At 43.1% G+C, this 17,747-nt stretch carries 11 protein-coding genes; 10 read left to right on the top strand and 1 reads right to left on the bottom strand.

The features are described from left to right. Position 1: 1 nt before the first annotated feature. The 7 genes from rplJ to ACNOGP_RS02470 all read left to right on the top strand — a co-directional run bounded on the left by rplJ (position 2) and on the right by ACNOGP_RS02470 (position 12,968). Positions 2-520 carry a 50S ribosomal protein L10 gene (gene rplJ, locus ACNOGP_RS02500; RefSeq protein ID WP_007763557.1) on the top strand — a complete coding sequence of 173 codons (519 nt, stop codon included), beginning with the start codon at positions 2-4 and terminating at the stop codon, positions 518-520. Between the two features lie 46 nt (positions 521-566). Further along, complete coding sequence (gene rplL, locus ACNOGP_RS02495; protein WP_004296358.1) at positions 567-941, top strand: 50S ribosomal protein L7/L12; 375 nt, start codon at positions 567-569, stop codon at positions 939-941. Between the two features lie 104 nt (positions 942-1,045). Continuing rightward, positions 1,046-4,858 (top strand): DNA-directed RNA polymerase subunit beta, encoded by a 3,813-nt coding sequence (gene rpoB, locus ACNOGP_RS02490; protein WP_007763559.1) that lies wholly within the window; start codon positions 1,046-1,048, stop codon positions 4,856-4,858. 120 nt (positions 4,859-4,978) lie between these two features. Then, positions 4,979-9,262, top strand: a complete 4,284-nt coding sequence (rpoC, locus tag ACNOGP_RS02485; protein WP_143865111.1) for a DNA-directed RNA polymerase subunit beta' — start codon at positions 4,979-4,981, stop codon at positions 9,260-9,262. A 191-nt stretch (positions 9,263-9,453) separates the two neighbouring features. Further along, the gene (locus tag ACNOGP_RS02480) at positions 9,454-11,862 is read left to right on the top strand and encodes a glycosyl hydrolase family 95 catalytic domain-containing protein (protein WP_418213996.1); all 2,409 of its coding nucleotides are present in this window, start codon (positions 9,454-9,456) and stop codon (positions 11,860-11,862) included. Positions 11,863-11,889: 27 nt separating this feature from the next. After that, complete coding sequence (locus tag ACNOGP_RS02475; protein WP_186966422.1) at positions 11,890-12,447, top strand: chromate transporter; 558 nt, start codon at positions 11,890-11,892, stop codon at positions 12,445-12,447. After that, positions 12,444-12,968 (top strand): chromate transporter, encoded by a 525-nt coding sequence (locus ACNOGP_RS02470; RefSeq protein ID WP_418213995.1) that lies wholly within the window; start codon positions 12,444-12,446, stop codon positions 12,966-12,968. Before ACNOGP_RS02475 ends, ACNOGP_RS02470 begins: the two co-directional genes overlap by 4 nt. 92 nt (positions 12,969-13,060) lie before the next feature. Here ACNOGP_RS02470 and typA read toward each other — a convergent pair whose 3' ends face one another. Then, positions 13,061-14,860: a translational GTPase TypA gene (typA, locus tag ACNOGP_RS02465; protein WP_007755649.1), complete on the bottom strand. Its 1,800-nt coding sequence runs from the start codon at positions 14,858-14,860 to the stop codon at positions 13,061-13,063. 156 nt (positions 14,861-15,016) lie between these two features. Between typA and rpsO the strand changes: the two genes are divergently transcribed. The 3 genes from rpsO to ACNOGP_RS02450 all read left to right on the top strand — a co-directional run bounded on the left by rpsO (position 15,017) and on the right by ACNOGP_RS02450 (position 17,739). Further along, positions 15,017-15,286, top strand: a complete 270-nt coding sequence (rpsO, locus tag ACNOGP_RS02460) for a 30S ribosomal protein S15 (protein ID WP_007763600.1) — start codon at positions 15,017-15,019, stop codon at positions 15,284-15,286. A gap of 180 nt (positions 15,287-15,466) precedes the next feature. Continuing rightward, positions 15,467-16,042 carry a helix-turn-helix domain-containing protein gene (locus ACNOGP_RS02455; protein WP_007755644.1) on the top strand — a complete coding sequence of 192 codons (576 nt, stop codon included), beginning with the start codon at positions 15,467-15,469 and terminating at the stop codon, positions 16,040-16,042. Positions 16,043-16,089: 47 nt separating this feature from the next. After that, the gene (locus ACNOGP_RS02450; RefSeq protein ID WP_143865108.1) at positions 16,090-17,739 is read left to right on the top strand and encodes an AMP-binding protein; all 1,650 of its coding nucleotides are present in this window, start codon (positions 16,090-16,092) and stop codon (positions 17,737-17,739) included. Positions 17,740-17,747 lie beyond the last annotated feature (8 nt).

Here is a 17,747-nt window from a genome sequence, read left to right as displayed (position 1 = left end):
AATGAGAAAGGAAGATAAAAGTACGATTATAGAGCAAATTGCTGCTACAGTAAAGGAATATGGTCACTTCTATTTGGTAGACGTTACAGCGATGGACGCTACTGCTACAAGCGCACTGAGAAGAGATTGTTTTAAATCAGACATCAAATTGATGGTGGTTAAAAACACCTTGCTTCACAAAGCACTTGAAAGCTTGGAAGAAGACTTTTCACCTCTTTACGATTCTTTGAAGGGTACTACTGCTGTTATGTTTTGCAACACTGCAAACGTTCCTGCAAAACTTATCAAGGATAAAGCGAAAGACGGTATTCCCGGACTGAAAGCTGCATATGCAGAAGAAAGCTTCTACATTGGTGCAGATCAATTGGATGCTCTCGTTGCAATCAAGAGTAAGAATGAAGTTATCGCCGATATCGTTGCACTGTTGCAATCTCCGGCCAAGAATGTTATTTCTGCTCTTCAATCAGGTGGTAACACCCTTCACGGAGTTCTCAAGACTCTTGGTGAGAGACCCGAATAATTTTCAAAAACAACAAAGTATTTAAACAATTAAAATCATACAAAAAATGGCAGATTTGAAAGCTTTTGCAGAACAATTAGTTAACTTGACAGTAAAAGAAGTTAATGAACTTGCAACTATCCTTAAAGAAGAATACGGTATTGAACCTGCTGCTGCAGCTGTAGCTGTTGCTGCTGGTCCTGCAGCTGGTGCTGCTGCCGCAGAAGAAAAAACTTCTTTCGACGTAGTATTGAAGAGCGCTGGTGCAGCTAAACTTCAAGTAGTTAAGGCCGTTAAGGAAGCTTGTGGTCTTGGTTTGAAAGAAGCTAAAGACTTGGTAGACGGTGCTCCTAGCACAGTTAAAGAAGGTTTGGCTAAAGACGAAGCAGAATCATTGAAGAAAACATTGGAAGAAGCTGGAGCTGAAGTTGAACTTAAATAACATTGGCCTGGTAATCAGGTAATTCGGTTAGGAATCCTTCGCAAGAGGATTCTTAACCTTTTTGTGTATATATTTCAAATTAAGTTCTCCAAATTCATTAATAGATGTCTTCAAATACTGTAAATCAAAGAGTTAATTTTGCTTCGACTAAGAATCCGCTCGAATATCCGGATTTCCTGGAAGTACAATTGAAGTCATTCCAAGACTTTCTACAATTAGATACCCCGCCCGAAAAACGTAAGAATGAGGGATTGTATAAAGTATTTGCTGAAAACTTCCCTATTGCCGATACTAGAAACAATTTTGTTCTTGAGTTTCTGGATTATTATATTGATCCGCCGCGTTATACCATCGATGATTGTATAGAGCGTGGGCTCACTTATAGTGTTCCTTTGAAAGCGAAACTTAAGCTTTACTGTACCGATCCCGATCACGAGGATTTTGATACAGTGATTCAGGACGTATTCCTCGGCCCTATTCCTTATATGACTGATAAGGCTACTTTCGTTATCAACGGCGCCGAACGAGTAGTTGTATCGCAGCTTCACCGTTCTCCGGGTGTGTTCTTCGGTCAGAGCGTACATGCCAATGGTACGAAACTTTATTCGGCTCGTATTATTCCGTTTAAGGGTTCGTGGATCGAGTTTGCTACTGACATCAATAATGTGATGTACGCATACATCGACCGTAAGAAGAAATTGCCGGTAACTACTTTGTTACGTGCGATTGGCTTCGAGAATGACAAAGATATCCTTGAGATTTTCAACCTTGCGGAGGACGTGAAGGTTAACAAGACAAATCTGAAGAAAGTGCTGGGCCGTAAATTGGCTGCACGTGTCTTGAAAACATGGATTGAAGATTTCGTTGATGAAGATACCGGTGAAGTGGTTTCTATCGAACGTAACGAAGTTATTATCGACCGTGAAACCGTACTGGAAGAAGAGCATATTGATGAAATTCTTGAATCGGGAGTTCAGAACATTCTGTTGCATAAGGATGAGCCGAACCAGTCCGATTATTCTATCATATATAATACATTGCAGAAGGACCCGAGTAACTCGGAAAAAGAGGCTGTGTTGTATATCTACCGTCAGTTGCGTAATGCCGATCCGGCTGATGATGCAAGTGCGCGTGAAGTTATCAACAACCTGTTCTTCTCGGAAAAACGATATGACCTTGGTGATGTAGGTCGTTACAGAATCAATAAGAAATTGAATCTGACGACTGACATGGATGTGCGTGTCCTCACTAAGGAAGATATTATTGAAATCATTAAGTATCTGATTGAGTTGATTAACTCAAAGGCAGATGTAGATGATATTGACCACTTGAGTAACCGTCGTGTGCGTACAGTAGGCGAACAGCTTTCCAACCAGTTTGCCGTTGGTTTGGCTCGTATGTCCCGTACGATTCGTGAGCGTATGAACGTTCGTGATAATGAGGTGTTTACTCCGATTGATTTGATTAACGCGAAGACTATTTCTTCTGTAATCAATTCATTCTTCGGAACGAACGCACTGTCTCAGTTTATGGACCAGACAAACCCATTGGCTGAAATTACGCATAAACGCCGTATGTCTGCGTTAGGTCCCGGTGGTCTTTCTCGTGAACGTGCCGGATTTGAGGTTCGTGACGTTCACTACACACATTATGGTCGTCTTTGTCCGATCGAGACTCCTGAAGGTCCGAACATCGGTTTGATTTCTTCATTGTGTGTATTCGCTAAGATTAATGATCTTGGATTCATTGAAACTCCTTACCGTAAGGTAGAAAATGGAAAAGTGGATCTTTCTGAAAACGGTCTGGTTTATCTGACGGCCGAAGAAGAAGAAGAAAAGATTATTGCACAGGGTAATGCTCCGTTGAATGACGACGGTACATTTGTGCGTAATAAAGTTAAATCTCGTCAGGATGCTGACTTCCCGGTTGTTGAACCGTCTGAAGTTAACCTGATGGATGTATCTCCTCAGCAGATTGCCTCTATTGCCGCTTCATTGATTCCGTTCTTGGAACATGATGATGCTAACCGTGCATTGATGGGATCTAACATGATGCGCCAGGCAGTTCCTTTGTTGAGAAGTGAAGCGCCGATTGTAGGTACAGGTATCGAACGTCAGTTGGTAAGAGACTCCCGTACGCAGATTACTGCAGAAGGAGATGGTGTTGTTGACTACGTGGATGCTACTACTATTCGTATTTTGTATGACCGTACGGAAGACGAAGAGTTCGTAAGCTTCGAACCTGCCTTGAAGGAATATAGAATACCTAAGTTCCGTAAGACTAACCAGAACATGACGATTGACTTGCGTCCGATCTGCGACAAGGGACAACGGGTGAAGAAGGGTGATATCTTGACCGAAGGTTATTCTACAGAAAAGGGTGAACTGGCATTGGGTAAGAACCTGTTGGTGGCTTATATGCCTTGGAAGGGATATAACTATGAGGATGCTATCGTATTGAACGAGCGCGTTGTACGTGAAGACCTGTTGACTTCAGTTCACGTAGAAGAATATTCTCTCGAAGTTCGTGAAACGAAACGTGGTATGGAAGAATTGACTTCCGATATCCCGAACGTCAGTGAAGAGGCAACTAAGGACTTGGACGAAAACGGTATCGTAAGAATCGGTGCCCGTATCGAGCCGGGTGATATCATGATCGGTAAGATTACTCCGAAAGGTGAATCTGATCCTTCTCCTGAAGAAAAACTGCTTCGTGCGATCTTTGGTGATAAGGCCGGTGATGTGAAGGACGCTTCTTTGAAGGCATCTCCTTCTCTGAAAGGCGTTGTTATCGATAAGAAATTGTTCTCACGTGTGATCAAGAACCGTAGCTCTAAGTTGGCGGACAAGGCACTGTTGCCTAAGATTGATGATGAGTTTGAATCTAAGGTTGCAGACTTGAAACGTATTCTGGTTAAGAAACTGATGACTTTGACAGAAGGCAAGGTTTCTCAGGGCGTGAAAGACTACTTGGGTGCGGAAGTGATTGCCAAGGGAGCGAAGTTCAGTGCATCTGATTTTGATTCACTTGACTTTACTTCTATCCAGTTGAGTAACTGGACCAGTGATGAGCATGCTAACGGTATGATTCGCGACTTGGTGATGAATTTCATCAAGAAATATAAAGAACTGGATGCGGAACTGAAGCGTAAGAAGTTTGCTATTACCATTGGTGATGAGCTTCCTGCCGGTATTATCCAGATGGCAAAAGTATATATTGCTAAGAAACGTAAGATCGGCGTGGGTGATAAGATGGCAGGTCGTCACGGTAACAAGGGTATCGTATCCCGTGTTGTTCGTCAGGAAGATATGCCGTTCTTGGCAGATGGTACTCCGGTCGACATTGTATTGAATCCGTTGGGTGTGCCTTCTCGTATGAATATCGGTCAGATTTTTGAAGCTGTACTTGGACGTGCCGGAAAGACATTGGGTGTGAAATTTGCTACTCCTATCTTCGACGGTGCTACAATGGAGGATCTGAACGAATGGACAGACAAGGCAGGGCTGCCGCGTTACTGTAAGACGTATCTTTGTGACGGTGGTACAGGTGAGCAATTTGACCAGCCGGCAACTGTAGGTGTAACTTATATGTTGAAGTTGGGCCACATGGTTGAAGACAAGATGCATGCTCGTTCTATCGGTCCGTACTCATTGATTACTCAGCAACCTCTTGGTGGTAAAGCACAGTTCGGTGGTCAGCGTTTCGGAGAAATGGAGGTTTGGGCACTCGAAGGTTTTGGTGCTGCTCATATCCTGCAGGAAATCCTTACTATCAAGTCTGATGACGTGGTAGGACGTTCGAAAGCTTATGAAGCAATTGTGAAAGGTGAACCGATGCCGCAACCTGGTATTCCGGAATCCTTGAACGTATTGTTGCACGAGTTAAGAGGATTAGGTTTGAGTATCAACTTGGAATAATTAATAAATTGGGAATTGAAAATTGAGAACTGAAGATGGAGAGTTTTTAGTTTTCAGTTTTCATTCTTCGGTTTCTTAATTTTTAATTTTTAATTTTCCATTTTCAATTAAATATAGAGTATGGCTTTTAGAAAAGAAAATAAGACGAAAAGTAATTTCTCGAAGATCTCAATTGGTCTGGCTTCTCCGGAAGAAATCCTTGAGAATTCGAGTGGTGAAGTTTTGAAGCCTGAAACCATTAATTACCGTACGTACAAACCCGAACGTGATGGCTTGTTCTGCGAGCGCATTTTCGGTCCTATCAAGGATTATGAATGTCATTGCGGTAAATACAAGCGTATCCGTTATAAAGGTATCGTCTGCGACCGTTGTGGTGTGGAAGTTACTGAAAAGAAAGTACGCCGTGAACGTATGGGACATATCCAGTTGGTTGTGCCGGTGGCTCATATCTGGTATTTCCGTTCGCTCCCTAATAAAATCGGTTATTTGCTCGGATTGCCGACAAAGAAACTGGATTCGATTATATACTACGAACGTTACGTTGTTATTCAGCCGGGTGTAAAAGCTGAAGACGGTGTAGCTGAATATGATTTGCTTTCTGAAGAAGAATATCTGGATATCCTGGATACACTTCCAAAAGACAATCAATATCTTGAAGACAATGATCCGAACAAATTCGTTGCAAAGATGGGTGCTGAAGCTATCTATGATTTGCTGGCCCGTTTGGATCTGGATGCTTTGTCTTACGAATTGCGTCACCGTGCAGGTAACGATGCTTCACAGCAACGTAAGAATGAAGCTTTGAAACGTCTTCAGGTAGTAGAATCGTTCCGTGCATCACGTGGACGCAACAAACCGGAATGGATGATTGTACGTATCGTACCGGTTATCCCGCCCGAACTTCGTCCGTTGGTTCCGTTGGATGGTGGCCGTTTTGCTACCTCTGACTTGAACGACCTTTATCGTCGTGTGATTATCCGTAATAACCGTCTGAAACGACTGATCGAAATCAAGGCTCCGGAAGTGATCTTGCGTAATGAAAAACGTATGCTTCAGGAATCTGTAGATTCTTTGTTCGATAACTCACGTAAATCAAGTGCTGTGAAGACAGACGCCAACCGTCCGTTGAAGTCATTGTCTGACAGCTTGAAAGGTAAACAAGGACGTTTCCGTCAGAACTTGCTGGGTAAACGTGTTGACTACTCTGCCCGTTCGGTAATCGTCGTTGGTCCGGAATTGAAGATGGGTGAATGCGGTATCCCTAAATTGATGGCTGCCGAATTGTACAAGCCGTTTATTATCCGTAAACTTATCGAGCGCGGTATCGTTAAGACTGTGAAGTCTGCCAAGAAGATCGTTGACCGCAAGGAACCGGTGATCTGGGATATTCTGGAACACGTAATGAAGGGACATCCGGTACTGTTGAACCGTGCTCCGACATTGCACCGTTTGGGTATTCAGGCTTTCCAGCCTAAGATGATCGAAGGTAAAGCTATCCAGTTGCACCCGTTGGCATGTACGGCATTCAACGCCGACTTTGACGGTGACCAGATGGCAGTTCACTTGCCTTTGAGTAACGAAGCAATTCTGGAAGCGCAAATGTTGATGCTTCAATCACACAATATATTGAATCCGGCAAACGGTGCGCCTATTACTGTGCCTGCACAGGATATGGTTCTTGGTTTGTATTATATTACTAAGTTGCGTGCCGGTGCGAAAGGTGAAGGTTTGACATTCTACGGACCGGAAGAGGCGTTGATCGCTTACAATGAAGGTAAGGTAGATATTCATGCTCCGGTGAAAGTTATCGTGAAAGACGTTGATGAAAATGGTAACATTGTAGACGTAATGCGCGAAACTTCGGTAGGACGTGTGATTGTTAATGAGATCGTTCCGCCTGAAGCCGGTTATATCAATACAATCATCTCTAAGAAATCTCTTCGTGATATTATTAGTGATGTAATCAAGGTATGTGGTGTGGCTAAGGCTGCCGACTTCCTGGATGGAATCAAGAACTTGGGTTATCAGATGGCGTTTAAGGGTGGTTTGTCATTCAACTTGGGTGATATTATCATTCCGGAGGAAAAAGAAACCTTGGTACAGAAAGGTTACGACGAAGTGGAACAAGTCGTAAACAACTATAACATGGGTTTCATTACCAACAACGAACGTTACAACCAGGTGATCGATATCTGGACACATGTAAACTCCGAGTTGTCTAATATCCTGATGAAGACTATTTCTTCGGATGACCAGGGATTCAACTCTGTATATATGATGCTTGATTCCGGTGCCCGTGGTTCTAAAGAACAGATTCGTCAGTTGTCAGGTATGCGTGGTTTGATGGCAAAACCCCAGAAAGCAGGTGCAGAAGGTGGTCAGATCATCGAGAACCCAATCTTGTCGAACTTTAAAGAAGGACTTTCGGTGTTGGAGTACTTTATCTCTACCCACGGTGCTCGTAAAGGTTTGGCGGATACAGCTTTGAAGACTGCCGATGCCGGTTATCTGACTCGTCGTCTGGTGGACGTATCACACGATGTGATTATTACAGAAGAAGACTGCGGTACACTTCGCGGATTGGTTTGTACAGACCTTAAGAATAACGATGAAGTTATTGCTACTCTGTACGAACGTATCTTGGGACGTGTTTCCGTACATGATATTATTCATCCTACAACAGGGGAACTGCTTGTTGCCGGTGGTGAGGAAATCACAGAAGAGATTGCCAAGAAGATTCAGGATTCTCCGATCGAGAGTGTTGAAATCCGCTCGGTACTGACTTGTGAGGCTAAGAAGGGTGTTTGTGCTAAATGTTACGGACGTAACCTGGCTACGAGCCGCATGGTTCAGAAGGGTGAGGCTGTCGGTGTAATCGCTGCTCAGTCTATCGGTGAGCCGGGTACACAGTTGACATTGCGTACATTCCATGCCGGTGGTACTGCCGCCAATATCGCTGCTAATGCAAGTATCGTTGCTAAAAACAATGCACGTCTTGAATTTGAAGAGTTGCGTACGGTAGATATTGTAGACGAGATGGGTGAATCTGCAAAAGTGGTAGTAGGTCGTTTGGCTGAAGTTCGTTTTGTAGACGTAAATACCGGTATCGTTCTTTCTACTCATAACGTTCCTTACGGTTCAACGCTGTATGTAGGCGATGGTGAATTGGTAGAAAAAGGCAAGATGATTGCTAAGTGGGACCCGTTCAACGCTGTAATCATTACTGAAGCAACCGGTAAGATTGAATTTGAGGGCGTAATAGAAAACGTTACTTATAAGGTTGAATCGGATGAAGCTACAGGTCTTCGTGAAATTATTATTATTGAATCCAAAGATAAGACAAAAGTACCTTCGGCTCATATCTTGACAGAAGACGGTGATCTGATTCGTACTTATAACTTGCCGGTAGGTGGTCACGTGATCATCGAAAATGGTCAGAAAGTGAAGGCTGGTGAGGTTATCGTGAAGATTCCGCGTGCCGTAGGTAAGGCGGGTGATATCACGGGTGGTCTTCCTCGTGTTACTGAATTGTTTGAAGCTCGTAACCCGTCCAACCCTGCTGTCGTTTCTGAAATCGACGGTGAGGTGACAATGGGTAAGATCAAGCGTGGTAACCGTGAGATTATCGTAACTTCTAAGACTGGTGAGGTTAAGAAATACTTGGTAGCATTGTCTAAGCAGATCCTTGTACAGGAAAATGACTATGTACGTGCAGGTACTCCGTTGTCTGACGGTGCTATTACTCCGGCGGATATCTTGGCTATCAAAGGTCCTACGGCTGTACAGGAATATATCGTGAATGAAGTTCAGGATGTATACCGTCTGCAGGGTGTGAAGATCAATGATAAGCATTTTGAGATTATCGTGCGTCAGATGATGCGTAAGGTACAGATTGACGAACCGGGTGATACTCGTTTCTTGGAACAACAGGTTGTAGATAAGCTTGAGTTCATGGAAGAAAACGATCGTATCTGGGGTAAGAAAGTCGTAGTTGATGCAGGTGATTCTCAGAATATGCAAGCCGGTCAGATTGTGACTGCCCGTAAGTTGCGTGATGAGAATAGTATGCTGAAACGTCGTGACTTGAAACCTGTTGAGGTTCGTGATGCGGTAGCCGCAACTTCTACTCAGATTCTTCAAGGTATTACACGTGCTGCTTTGCAGACTTCAAGCTTTATGTCGGCTGCTTCCTTCCAGGAAACAACGAAGGTATTGAATGAGGCTGCTATTAACGGCAAGGTTGATAAACTGGAGGGTATGAAAGAGAACGTTATTTGCGGTCACTTGATTCCGGCAGGTACAGGCCAGCGTGAATTTGAAAAACTTATTGTTGGTTCAAAAGAAGAGTATGACCGTATCTTGGCTAACAAGAAAACAGTACTCGACTACAATGAAGTAGAATAATACAATTCAATTGACTAGATAAAGGAGGAGCGATTGCCTGATGAGGTAGTTGCTCCTTTTTTTGATCTTGAAGGTAATTGGTTGTGGAGGGAAACTTATCAGATAGTCTGATTGTACATAGAGTTTTTTTCATTACTTTTGTATAAAGTATATAGGTATTTGATTAATCCTTGAATAATAATGCGACAATCATGAAAAAGTTCTGTTTCTTGTTTATCAATTCTTTATTTCTAGTCTCTGGTATTTTTGCGGGCGAAACAGAGTATACCAAAGGGCTTTCAATCTGGTTTGATACTCCGAATGTGATGGAAGAACACACTGCTTGGGAATCGCAGTCATTGCCCATTGGAAATGGTAGTCTGGGTGCTAACATTATAGGGTCAGTGGACACCGAACGTATCACTTTCAATGAAAAGACGCTTTGGCGGGGTGGTCCTAATACGGCGAAAGGAGCGGAGTATTATTGGAATGTTAATAAACAATCCGCTCATGTTTTGGATGAGATACGTAAGGCGTTTACGGAAGGGGACCAGCAGAAGGCGGAAATGCTGACACGTCAGAACTTCAATAGTGAAGTACCTTATGAGGCGAACCGAGAGAAGCCGTTCCGTTTCGGCAATTTTACCATCATGGGTGAATTTTATGTGGAAACCGGACTTGATACGTTGGGAATAAGTGATTATAAGCGTATTCTTTCGTTGGATTCGGCATTGGCCGTCGTGCAGTTCAAGAAGAACAATGTGGCTTATCAACGTAGTTATTTCATTTCTTATCCTGCCAATGTAATGGTGATGCGTTTTAGTGCAGACCGAGCAGGGATGCAGAATCTTGTCTTTAGCTATGCGCCTAACTCGATATCTCAAGGGAGTCTGTCCGGTGACGGGGATAAAGGATTGGTCTTTTCCGCCTCTTTGAATAATAATGGTATGAAATATGTAGTCCGTATTCAGGCGGAGACAAAAGGCGGGACTTTATCGAATGCGGGTTGCAGGTTGACCGTAAAGGGGGCTGACGAGGTCGTGTTTTATGTTACGGCGGATACTGATTACAAGATGAACTTCAATCCGGATTTTAAGGACCCTAAGACTTATGTCGGTGTCGATCCGGCTGAGACAACCTGCCAGTGGATAAGTAATGCGGTGATGCAAGGATATACCGCCTTGTTCCAGCAACATTATAGCGATTATGCCGCTCTTTTTAATCGAGTCCGGTTGAATCTGAATCCCACTGTAAAGACATCTGATATACCGACTCCGCAACGTTTGAAAAATTACCGGAACGGACAACCGGATTATTATTTGGAAGAGCTGTATTATCAGTTTGGACGTTATCTGTTGATTGCCAGTTCTCGTGCTGGTAATATGCCGGCTAACTTGCAAGGTATCTGGCATAATGATGTGGATGGTCCCTGGCGTGTAGATTATCATAATAACATTAATGTTCAGATGAACTACTGGCCTGCCTGCCCCACTAATCTGAGCGAATGTATGTTGCCTTTGGTCGATTTTATCCGTACTTTGGTGAAACCGGGAGAAAAAACTGCACAATCTTATTTCGGTGCACGAGGTTGGACGGCATCTATTTCCAGCAATATATTCGGTTTCACTACGCCATTGGAAAGTCAGGATATGTCTTGGAACTTCAACCCGATGGCAGGACCTTGGTTGGCTACTCATATCTGGGAATATTATGATTATACAAGGGATTTGAATTTTTTGAAAGAGACGGGATATGAACTGATCAAGAGTAGTGCGGATTTTGCGGTTGATTATTTATGGCATAAGCCGGACGGTACTTATACGGCGGCGCCTTCTACTTCTCCCGAGCATGGTCCTGTTGACCAAGGGGCTACTTTTGTCCATGCTGTGGTCCGTGAAATATTATTGGATGCCATTGAGGCCAGTAAAGTGTTGGGTGTTGATAAAAAGAAACGTAAGCAGTGGAACGATGTATTATCTAAGCTTGTCCCCTATAAAATAGGGCGTTATGGTCAGCTGATGGAATGGTCGACGGATATTGACGACCCGAAGGATGAACACCGTCATGTGAATCATTTGTTTGGGCTGCATCCGGGACATACAGTATCTCCGGTCACCACTCCTGAACTTGCGACAGCCGCTAAAGTCGTCTTGTTACATCGGGGAGACGGGGCTACCGGTTGGAGTATGGGGTGGAAGTTAAATCAATGGGCACGTTTGCAGGATGGCAATCATGCCTATACATTGTTTGGTAATTTGCTGAAAAATGGAACGATGGATAATCTATGGGATACACATCCGCCTTTCCAGATTGACGGAAATTTCGGAGGTACAGCAGGAGTTACTGAAATGCTGCTTCAAAGTCACATGGGCTTTATCCAGTTATTACCGGCTTTGCCGAATGCCTGGAAAGACGGTTCTGTCAGTGGTATCTGTGCAAAAGGAAATTTTGAGGTTGATATGATATGGGAGAATAATCAGTTGAAAGAAGCCACGCTCCGTTCCGGTGCGGGAGGAAATTGTGTGATAAAGTATGGGGATAAAATGTTGTCCTTTAAAACCATAAAAGGGCAAAGTTATCAGATAAAATATAATGTGGCTAAAGGATTGATTCGAAACTAAACTTAGCATAATAGGAAAGCAGTAGGAATGATGTTGGAATACCTGAAGTTGTTTGTGACATTTGCGAAGATTGGGATGTTTACTATTGGGGGTGGTTATGCGATGATTCCGTTGATTGAACGGGAGATTGTGGCAAAACAATGGATGAGCAAAGAAGAATTTATGGAGATGTTTGCTTTGACACAGTCCCTTCCCGGCGTGTTTGCAGTGAATATAAGCATATTTGTAGGATATAAACTATATAAGGTTGGAGGAAGTTTGGTGTGTGCATTGGCTACGATTCTTCCATCTTTCGTAATCATGATGTTGATAGCAATGTTCTTTGCCCGTTTTCAGGATAATGAAGTAATGATTCGTATATTTAACGGAATACGACCCGCAGTCGTGGCATTGATTCTGTTCCCTTGCATTTCTGCGGTAAGGGCGTTGAAACTGAAATATTTCCAGTTGATTGCTCCTGCCATAGCTACTGTCCTGATCTGGCAGTTCGGACTATCACCGGTTTATATTGTATTGGCCGGAATTATAGGAGGATTGGTATATACTTTATGGTTGAAAGAGAAAATAGTAGATAAACGGGTATGATATATTTACAGTTGCTTTGGGTGTATCTTAAAATAGGTACGTTCGGTTTTGGAGGCGGATATGCAATGTTGTCTCTCATCCAGCATGAGATTGTAGACTTGCACCACTGGCTGACTCCCCAGCAGTTTACGGATGTAGTGGCGATTTCGCAGATGACTCCGGGACCGATTGGTATAAATAGTGCTACATACGTTGGTTACGCAGTGACGCAAAGTGTTTGGGGCGCAGTGGTAGCTACTGTGGCAGTTTGTTTGCCGTCATTTATACTGGTGTTACTCATTTCCTATTTCTTTGTAAAATGCAAGGATAATAAGTATATTAAGGCTGCTATGTCCGGACTATTGCCAATGTCGGTTGCATTGATCGCTTCAGCCGCATTACTTATGATGAATAAGGAGAACTTTATGGATTATAAGAGTATAGCTATTTTTGCGGTAGCTTTTGGAGTTACATGGAAATGGAATCTTCATCCTATTCTGTTGATTTGTTTGGCAGGTGTGATAGGCCTGCTGTTGTATTAACTTTGTAAATGCAAGAAAAAAATAAAATCCCGGTGGAGTCATAAAAGATTTCACCGGGATTTCTATTTTATTATGCAGTATTGTAAGACTGATTAGCTCTTATTTGCGCGTTTGCGTTCTATCTCGTCTAGAATTACTTTACGCATACGCATTGCTTTCGGAGTAACTTCTACATACTCATCTTCCTTGATATATTCCAACGCTTCTTCAAGAGAGAATTGAACGGGAGGAATCAAACGTGCCTTTTCATCGGAACCGGAAGCACGCATATTCGTCAACTTCTTCGATTTGGTAACGTTGATAACCAAGTCATTGTCGTGAGAATGTTCGCCTACCACTTGTCCGGCATACACTTCGTCTTGCGGGAATATGAAGAACTTGCCGCGATCCTGCAATTTGTCGATTGCATAAGCAAAAGCTGTTCCGCTTTCCATAGCGATCATGGAACCGTTGGTACGGCGTTCTATTTCTCCTTTGAATGGCTGATATTCTTTGAAACGGTGAGCCATAATCGCTTCACCGGCAGAAGCAGTCAATACATTCGTTCGTAAGCCGATAATACCGCGTGAGGGCATGTCAAACTCAAGATTGATACGTTCGCCGGTATTTTCCATCTTGACCATCTCCCCCTTACGGCGTGTCACCATATCAATGATCTTGCTTGAATACTCTTCCGGTACGTTGATAGTCAATTCTTCAATCGGTTCACATTTGACACCGTCAATCTCTTTGAAAATAACTTGCGGCTGTCCCACTTGGAGTTCATATCCCTCGCGGCGCATCGTCTCGATCAGTACGGAAAGGTGAAGTACACCACGTCCGGAAACGATCCATTTACCATCTTCCTCACTTTTCTTTACGCGAAGAGCCAAGTTTTTATCTAACTCTTTCATCAGGCGATCGTGGATATGACGTGAAGTCACAAACTTACCGTCTTTGCCGAAGAACGGAGAATCGTTAATGGTGAACAGCATACTCATGGTCGGTTCATCAATGGCGATTGGCGGCAAAGCTTCCGGGTTTTCGAAGTCGCAAACAGTATCTCCGATCTCAAATCCATCGATGCCTACCAATGCGCAAATATCTCCCGATGAGACTTCTGTCGTTTTCACACGGCCCAGACCTTCGAAAACATGAAGCTCCTTAATTTTAGTCTTGAACATATCGCCGTTGCGTTTTACAAGCGTTACGTTCATACCTTCTTTTAAAGTACCGCGATGTACACGGCCTACGGCAATACGGCCGGTATAGGAAGAATAATCCAAAGAAGTAATCAACATCTGCGGAGTACCTTCCAACTGTTGTGGAGCCGGAATGTTTTCAACGATACAATCCAGCAGAGGAGTTATTGTATCGGTTGGCTTTTGCCAGTCGGTACTCATCCAGTTGTTTTTGGCAGAACCGTAGATAACGGGGAAATCCAACTGGTCTTCCGTCGCATTAAGACTGAACATCAAGTCGAATACCATTTCGTAAACCTCTTCCGGACGACAATTCGGCTTATCCACCTTATTGACTACGACAATGGGTTTCAAACCGATTTCCAATGCTTTTTGCAGTACGAAACGGGTTTGAGGCATGGGACCTTCAAAGGCGTCTACCAACAGAATACAGCCATCGGCCATATTCAACACACGTTCTACTTCACCGCCGAAGTCACTATGTCCCGGAGTGTCAATAATATTAATTTTGGTACCGTTGTAGTTGATGGAAACGTTCTTAGAAAGAATCGTTATACCACGTTCACGTTCCAGATCGTTGTTGTCCAGTATAAGTTCACCACTATTTTGGTTGTTGCGGAACAAGTTTCCCGCCAATAGCATCTTGTCAACCAGCGTTGTTTTCCCATGGTCTACATGGGCAATGATTGCAATGTTTCGAATATTTTGCATATAATACCTATTATTTGGCTGCAAAGGTACGAAAATAGGATTAGAAATATGTGCAATGATAGCAATTTTTTCTTGTAAAACGTTGTGGGATATAAAGATAATACCTATCTTTGCACGCTCAAAAGAATAATTTACTATATTAAAATTCTAAAAGTTATGTATTTAGACGCTGCTAAAAAGCAAGAAATCTTCGGAAAGTACGGAAAGTCTAACACTGATACTGGCTCATCTGAGGCGCAGATAGCTTTGTTTTCCTACCGTATTTCTCATCTGACTGAGCACATGAAGCTCAACAGAAAAGATTATAGTACAGAGAGAGCTTTGACAATGTTGGTAGGTAAACGTCGTCGTTTGCTTGACTATCTGAAAGCAAAAGATATCGAAAGATATCGTGCAATCGTTAAAGAACTCGGTTTGCGTAAGTAATTTACTTGCTGCGAAAAGATTGAAAAGCCGTTCCTTGTTAGGGGGAACGGCTTTTTTATTTCTTCTTTTGGGCTGATGAGCATATTTTCTCACTTATAATTGTGTCCATCTAAAGAATTTGCTATTTTTGCAGTTTAATTATTATAAATTATCACCTTTGATAACTAAAATGCTTTCAATATGGATACAAGTAAAATTGTCGGCGAAAAAATTAAAGCTCTGCGAGAAGATAAAACAATAACCATAGAAGAACTGGCGCAACGTTCCGGTCTGGCCATTGAACAGATTGAACGTATCGAGAATAATATCGATATTCCTTCTCTTGCACCGCTAATTAAGATTGCGCGCGTGCTGGGAGTGCGTTTGGGTACTTTCCTTGACGACCAAGATGAAGTCGGTCCGGTGGTATGCCGTAAGAAAGAAGCTAAAGATGCGATTAGTTTCTCTAATAATGCGATTCATTCCCGCAAGCACATGGAATATCATTCTCTGTCGAAGTCGAAAGCGGATCGCCACATGGAGCCGTTTATTATCGACGTAATGCCGACTGAGGATACCGACTTTGTGCTGTCTTCTCATGAGGGAGAGGAGTTTATTATGGTGATGGAAGGTATCATGGAAATCAGTTATGGTAAAAATACCTATCTGCTGGAAGAGGGAGATAGCATTTATTACGATTCCATTGTTCCTCATCATGTGCATGCTTACGAGGGGCAGGCCGCTAAGATTCTGGCAGTGATTTACACTCCGATTTAGCGAAATACGGTTAATCATTAATTACTAATCAATTAATCACTAACTACATGCAATTATTTGATCGTACTTTGGGCCAGTGGCTGGAACACTGGGCTGAAGAGACCCCTGATAAGGAATATATCGTATATTCCGACCGCAATCTCCGTTTCACCTGGAGCCAGTTCAATCACCGTGTGGATGATATGGCGAAAGGACTTATTTCTATCGGCGTGGAACGGGGAACCCATGTCGGCATTTGGGCGGCTAATGTTCCGGATTGGCTGACGTTGCTTTATGCTTGTGCCAAAATCGGTGCGGTATATGTTACGGTAAATACGAACTATAAGCAATCCGAGTTGGAATATCTTTGCCAGAACTCGGATATGCATACCCTTTGTATTGTAAATGGCGAGAAGGATAGCGACTTCGTACAGATGACTTATACCATGCTTCCGGAATTGAAGACTTGCGAACGTGGTCATTTGAAGAGCGAGCGCTTTCCGTATATGAAGAATGTAGTATATGTCGGTCAGGAGAAACATCGCGGAATGTATAATACGGCGGAGATTCTTTTGTTGGGAGAGAATGTGGAAGATGACCGTTTGAATGAGCTCAAAAGCAAGGTTGACTGCCACGATGTGGTCAATATGCAATATACGTCAGGTACTACCGGATTCCCGAAAGGAGTGATGTTGACACATTATAATATTGCAAATAACGGATTCCTGACCGGTGAACACATGAAGTTCACGGCAAATGACAAGCTTTGTTGTTGTGTGCCGTTGTTCCATTGTTTCGGAGTTGTGCTGGCTACCATGAACTGTCTGACTCATGGTTGTACGCAAGTGATGGTGGAGCGTTTCGATCCGTTGGTTGTACTGGCTTCCATTCACAAGGAACGCTGTACGGCTCTTTATGGAGTACCTACTATGTTTATTGCCGAACTACATCACCCGATGTTTGACCTCTTTGATATGTCCTGTCTTCGTACCGGTATTATGGCGGGTTCGTTGTGTCCTGTCGAATTGATGAAGCAGGTAGAAGAAAAGATGTATATGAAGGTGACCAGTGTATATGGATTGACGGAAGCGGCTCCCGGTATGACGGCTACCCGTATAGATGATTCATTTGATGTGCGCTGTAATACGGTAGGGCGTGATTTTGAGTTTACGGAAGTGAAGGTGATTGATCCGGAGACAGGTGAGGAATGTCCGGTTGGTGTACAGGGTGAGATGTGTAATCGTGGATATAACACCATGAAGGGATATTATAAGAATCCGGAAGCTACGGCGGAAGTCATTGATGAGAATAATTTCCTTCATTCGGGCGACTTGGGCATTAAGGATGAAGATGGAAATTATCGGATTACCGGGCGTATCAAGGATATGATTATTCGTGGTGGAGAGAACATTTATCCACGTGAAATCGAAGAGTTTCTTTATAAACTTGATGGAGTGAAAGATGTGCAGGTAGCCGGTGTTCCGTCAAAGAAATACGGAGAGGCTGTCGGTGCATTTATCATTCTGAAAGAAGGTGTGACAATGCAGGAAGAAGATGTGCGTGACTTCTGCAGAAATAAAATCTCTCGTTATAAAATCCCCAAATATATCTTCTTTGTGGATGAATTCCCGATGACGGGCAGTGGCAAGATTCAGAAATTCAGACTGAAAGATCTTGGTTTGAAACTTTGCAAGGAGAAGGGGATAGAGATTATTTAAATGAATAA

It is taken from the genome of Bacteroides difficilis, from assembly GCF_048319815.1.
In the GTDB taxonomy this organism is placed as follows: Bacteria; Bacteroidota; Bacteroidia; order Bacteroidales; family Bacteroidaceae; genus Bacteroides; species Bacteroides zhangwenhongii.
Note: the sequence above shows the minus strand (reverse complement) of the source record. Positions and strands in the feature narration are given on the sequence as shown.

What these genes read in the sequence shown, in the direction of transcription:
- rplJ (WP_007763557.1), top strand. Translation starts at nt 2, where the DNA reads ATGAGAAAGGAAGATAAAAGTACGATTATAGAGCAAATTGCTGCTACA.
- rplL (WP_004296358.1), top strand. Translation starts at nt 567, where the DNA reads ATGGCAGATTTGAAAGCTTTTGCAGAACAATTAGTTAACTTGACAGTA.
- rpoB (WP_007763559.1), top strand. Translation starts at nt 1,046, where the DNA reads ATGTCTTCAAATACTGTAAATCAAAGAGTTAATTTTGCTTCGACTAAG.
- rpoC (WP_143865111.1), top strand. Translation starts at nt 4,979, where the DNA reads ATGGCTTTTAGAAAAGAAAATAAGACGAAAAGTAATTTCTCGAAGATC.
- ACNOGP_RS02480 (WP_418213996.1), top strand. Translation starts at nt 9,454, where the DNA reads ATGAAAAAGTTCTGTTTCTTGTTTATCAATTCTTTATTTCTAGTCTCT.
- ACNOGP_RS02475 (WP_186966422.1), top strand. Translation starts at nt 11,890, where the DNA reads ATGATGTTGGAATACCTGAAGTTGTTTGTGACATTTGCGAAGATTGGG.
- ACNOGP_RS02470 (WP_418213995.1), top strand. Translation starts at nt 12,444, where the DNA reads ATGATATATTTACAGTTGCTTTGGGTGTATCTTAAAATAGGTACGTTC.
- typA (WP_007755649.1), bottom strand. Translation starts at nt 14,860, where the DNA reads ATGCAAAATATTCGAAACATTGCAATCATTGCCCATGTAGACCATGGG.
- rpsO (WP_007763600.1), top strand. Translation starts at nt 15,017, where the DNA reads ATGTATTTAGACGCTGCTAAAAAGCAAGAAATCTTCGGAAAGTACGGA.
- ACNOGP_RS02455 (WP_007755644.1), top strand. Translation starts at nt 15,467, where the DNA reads ATGGATACAAGTAAAATTGTCGGCGAAAAAATTAAAGCTCTGCGAGAA.
- ACNOGP_RS02450 (WP_143865108.1), top strand. Translation starts at nt 16,090, where the DNA reads ATGCAATTATTTGATCGTACTTTGGGCCAGTGGCTGGAACACTGGGCT.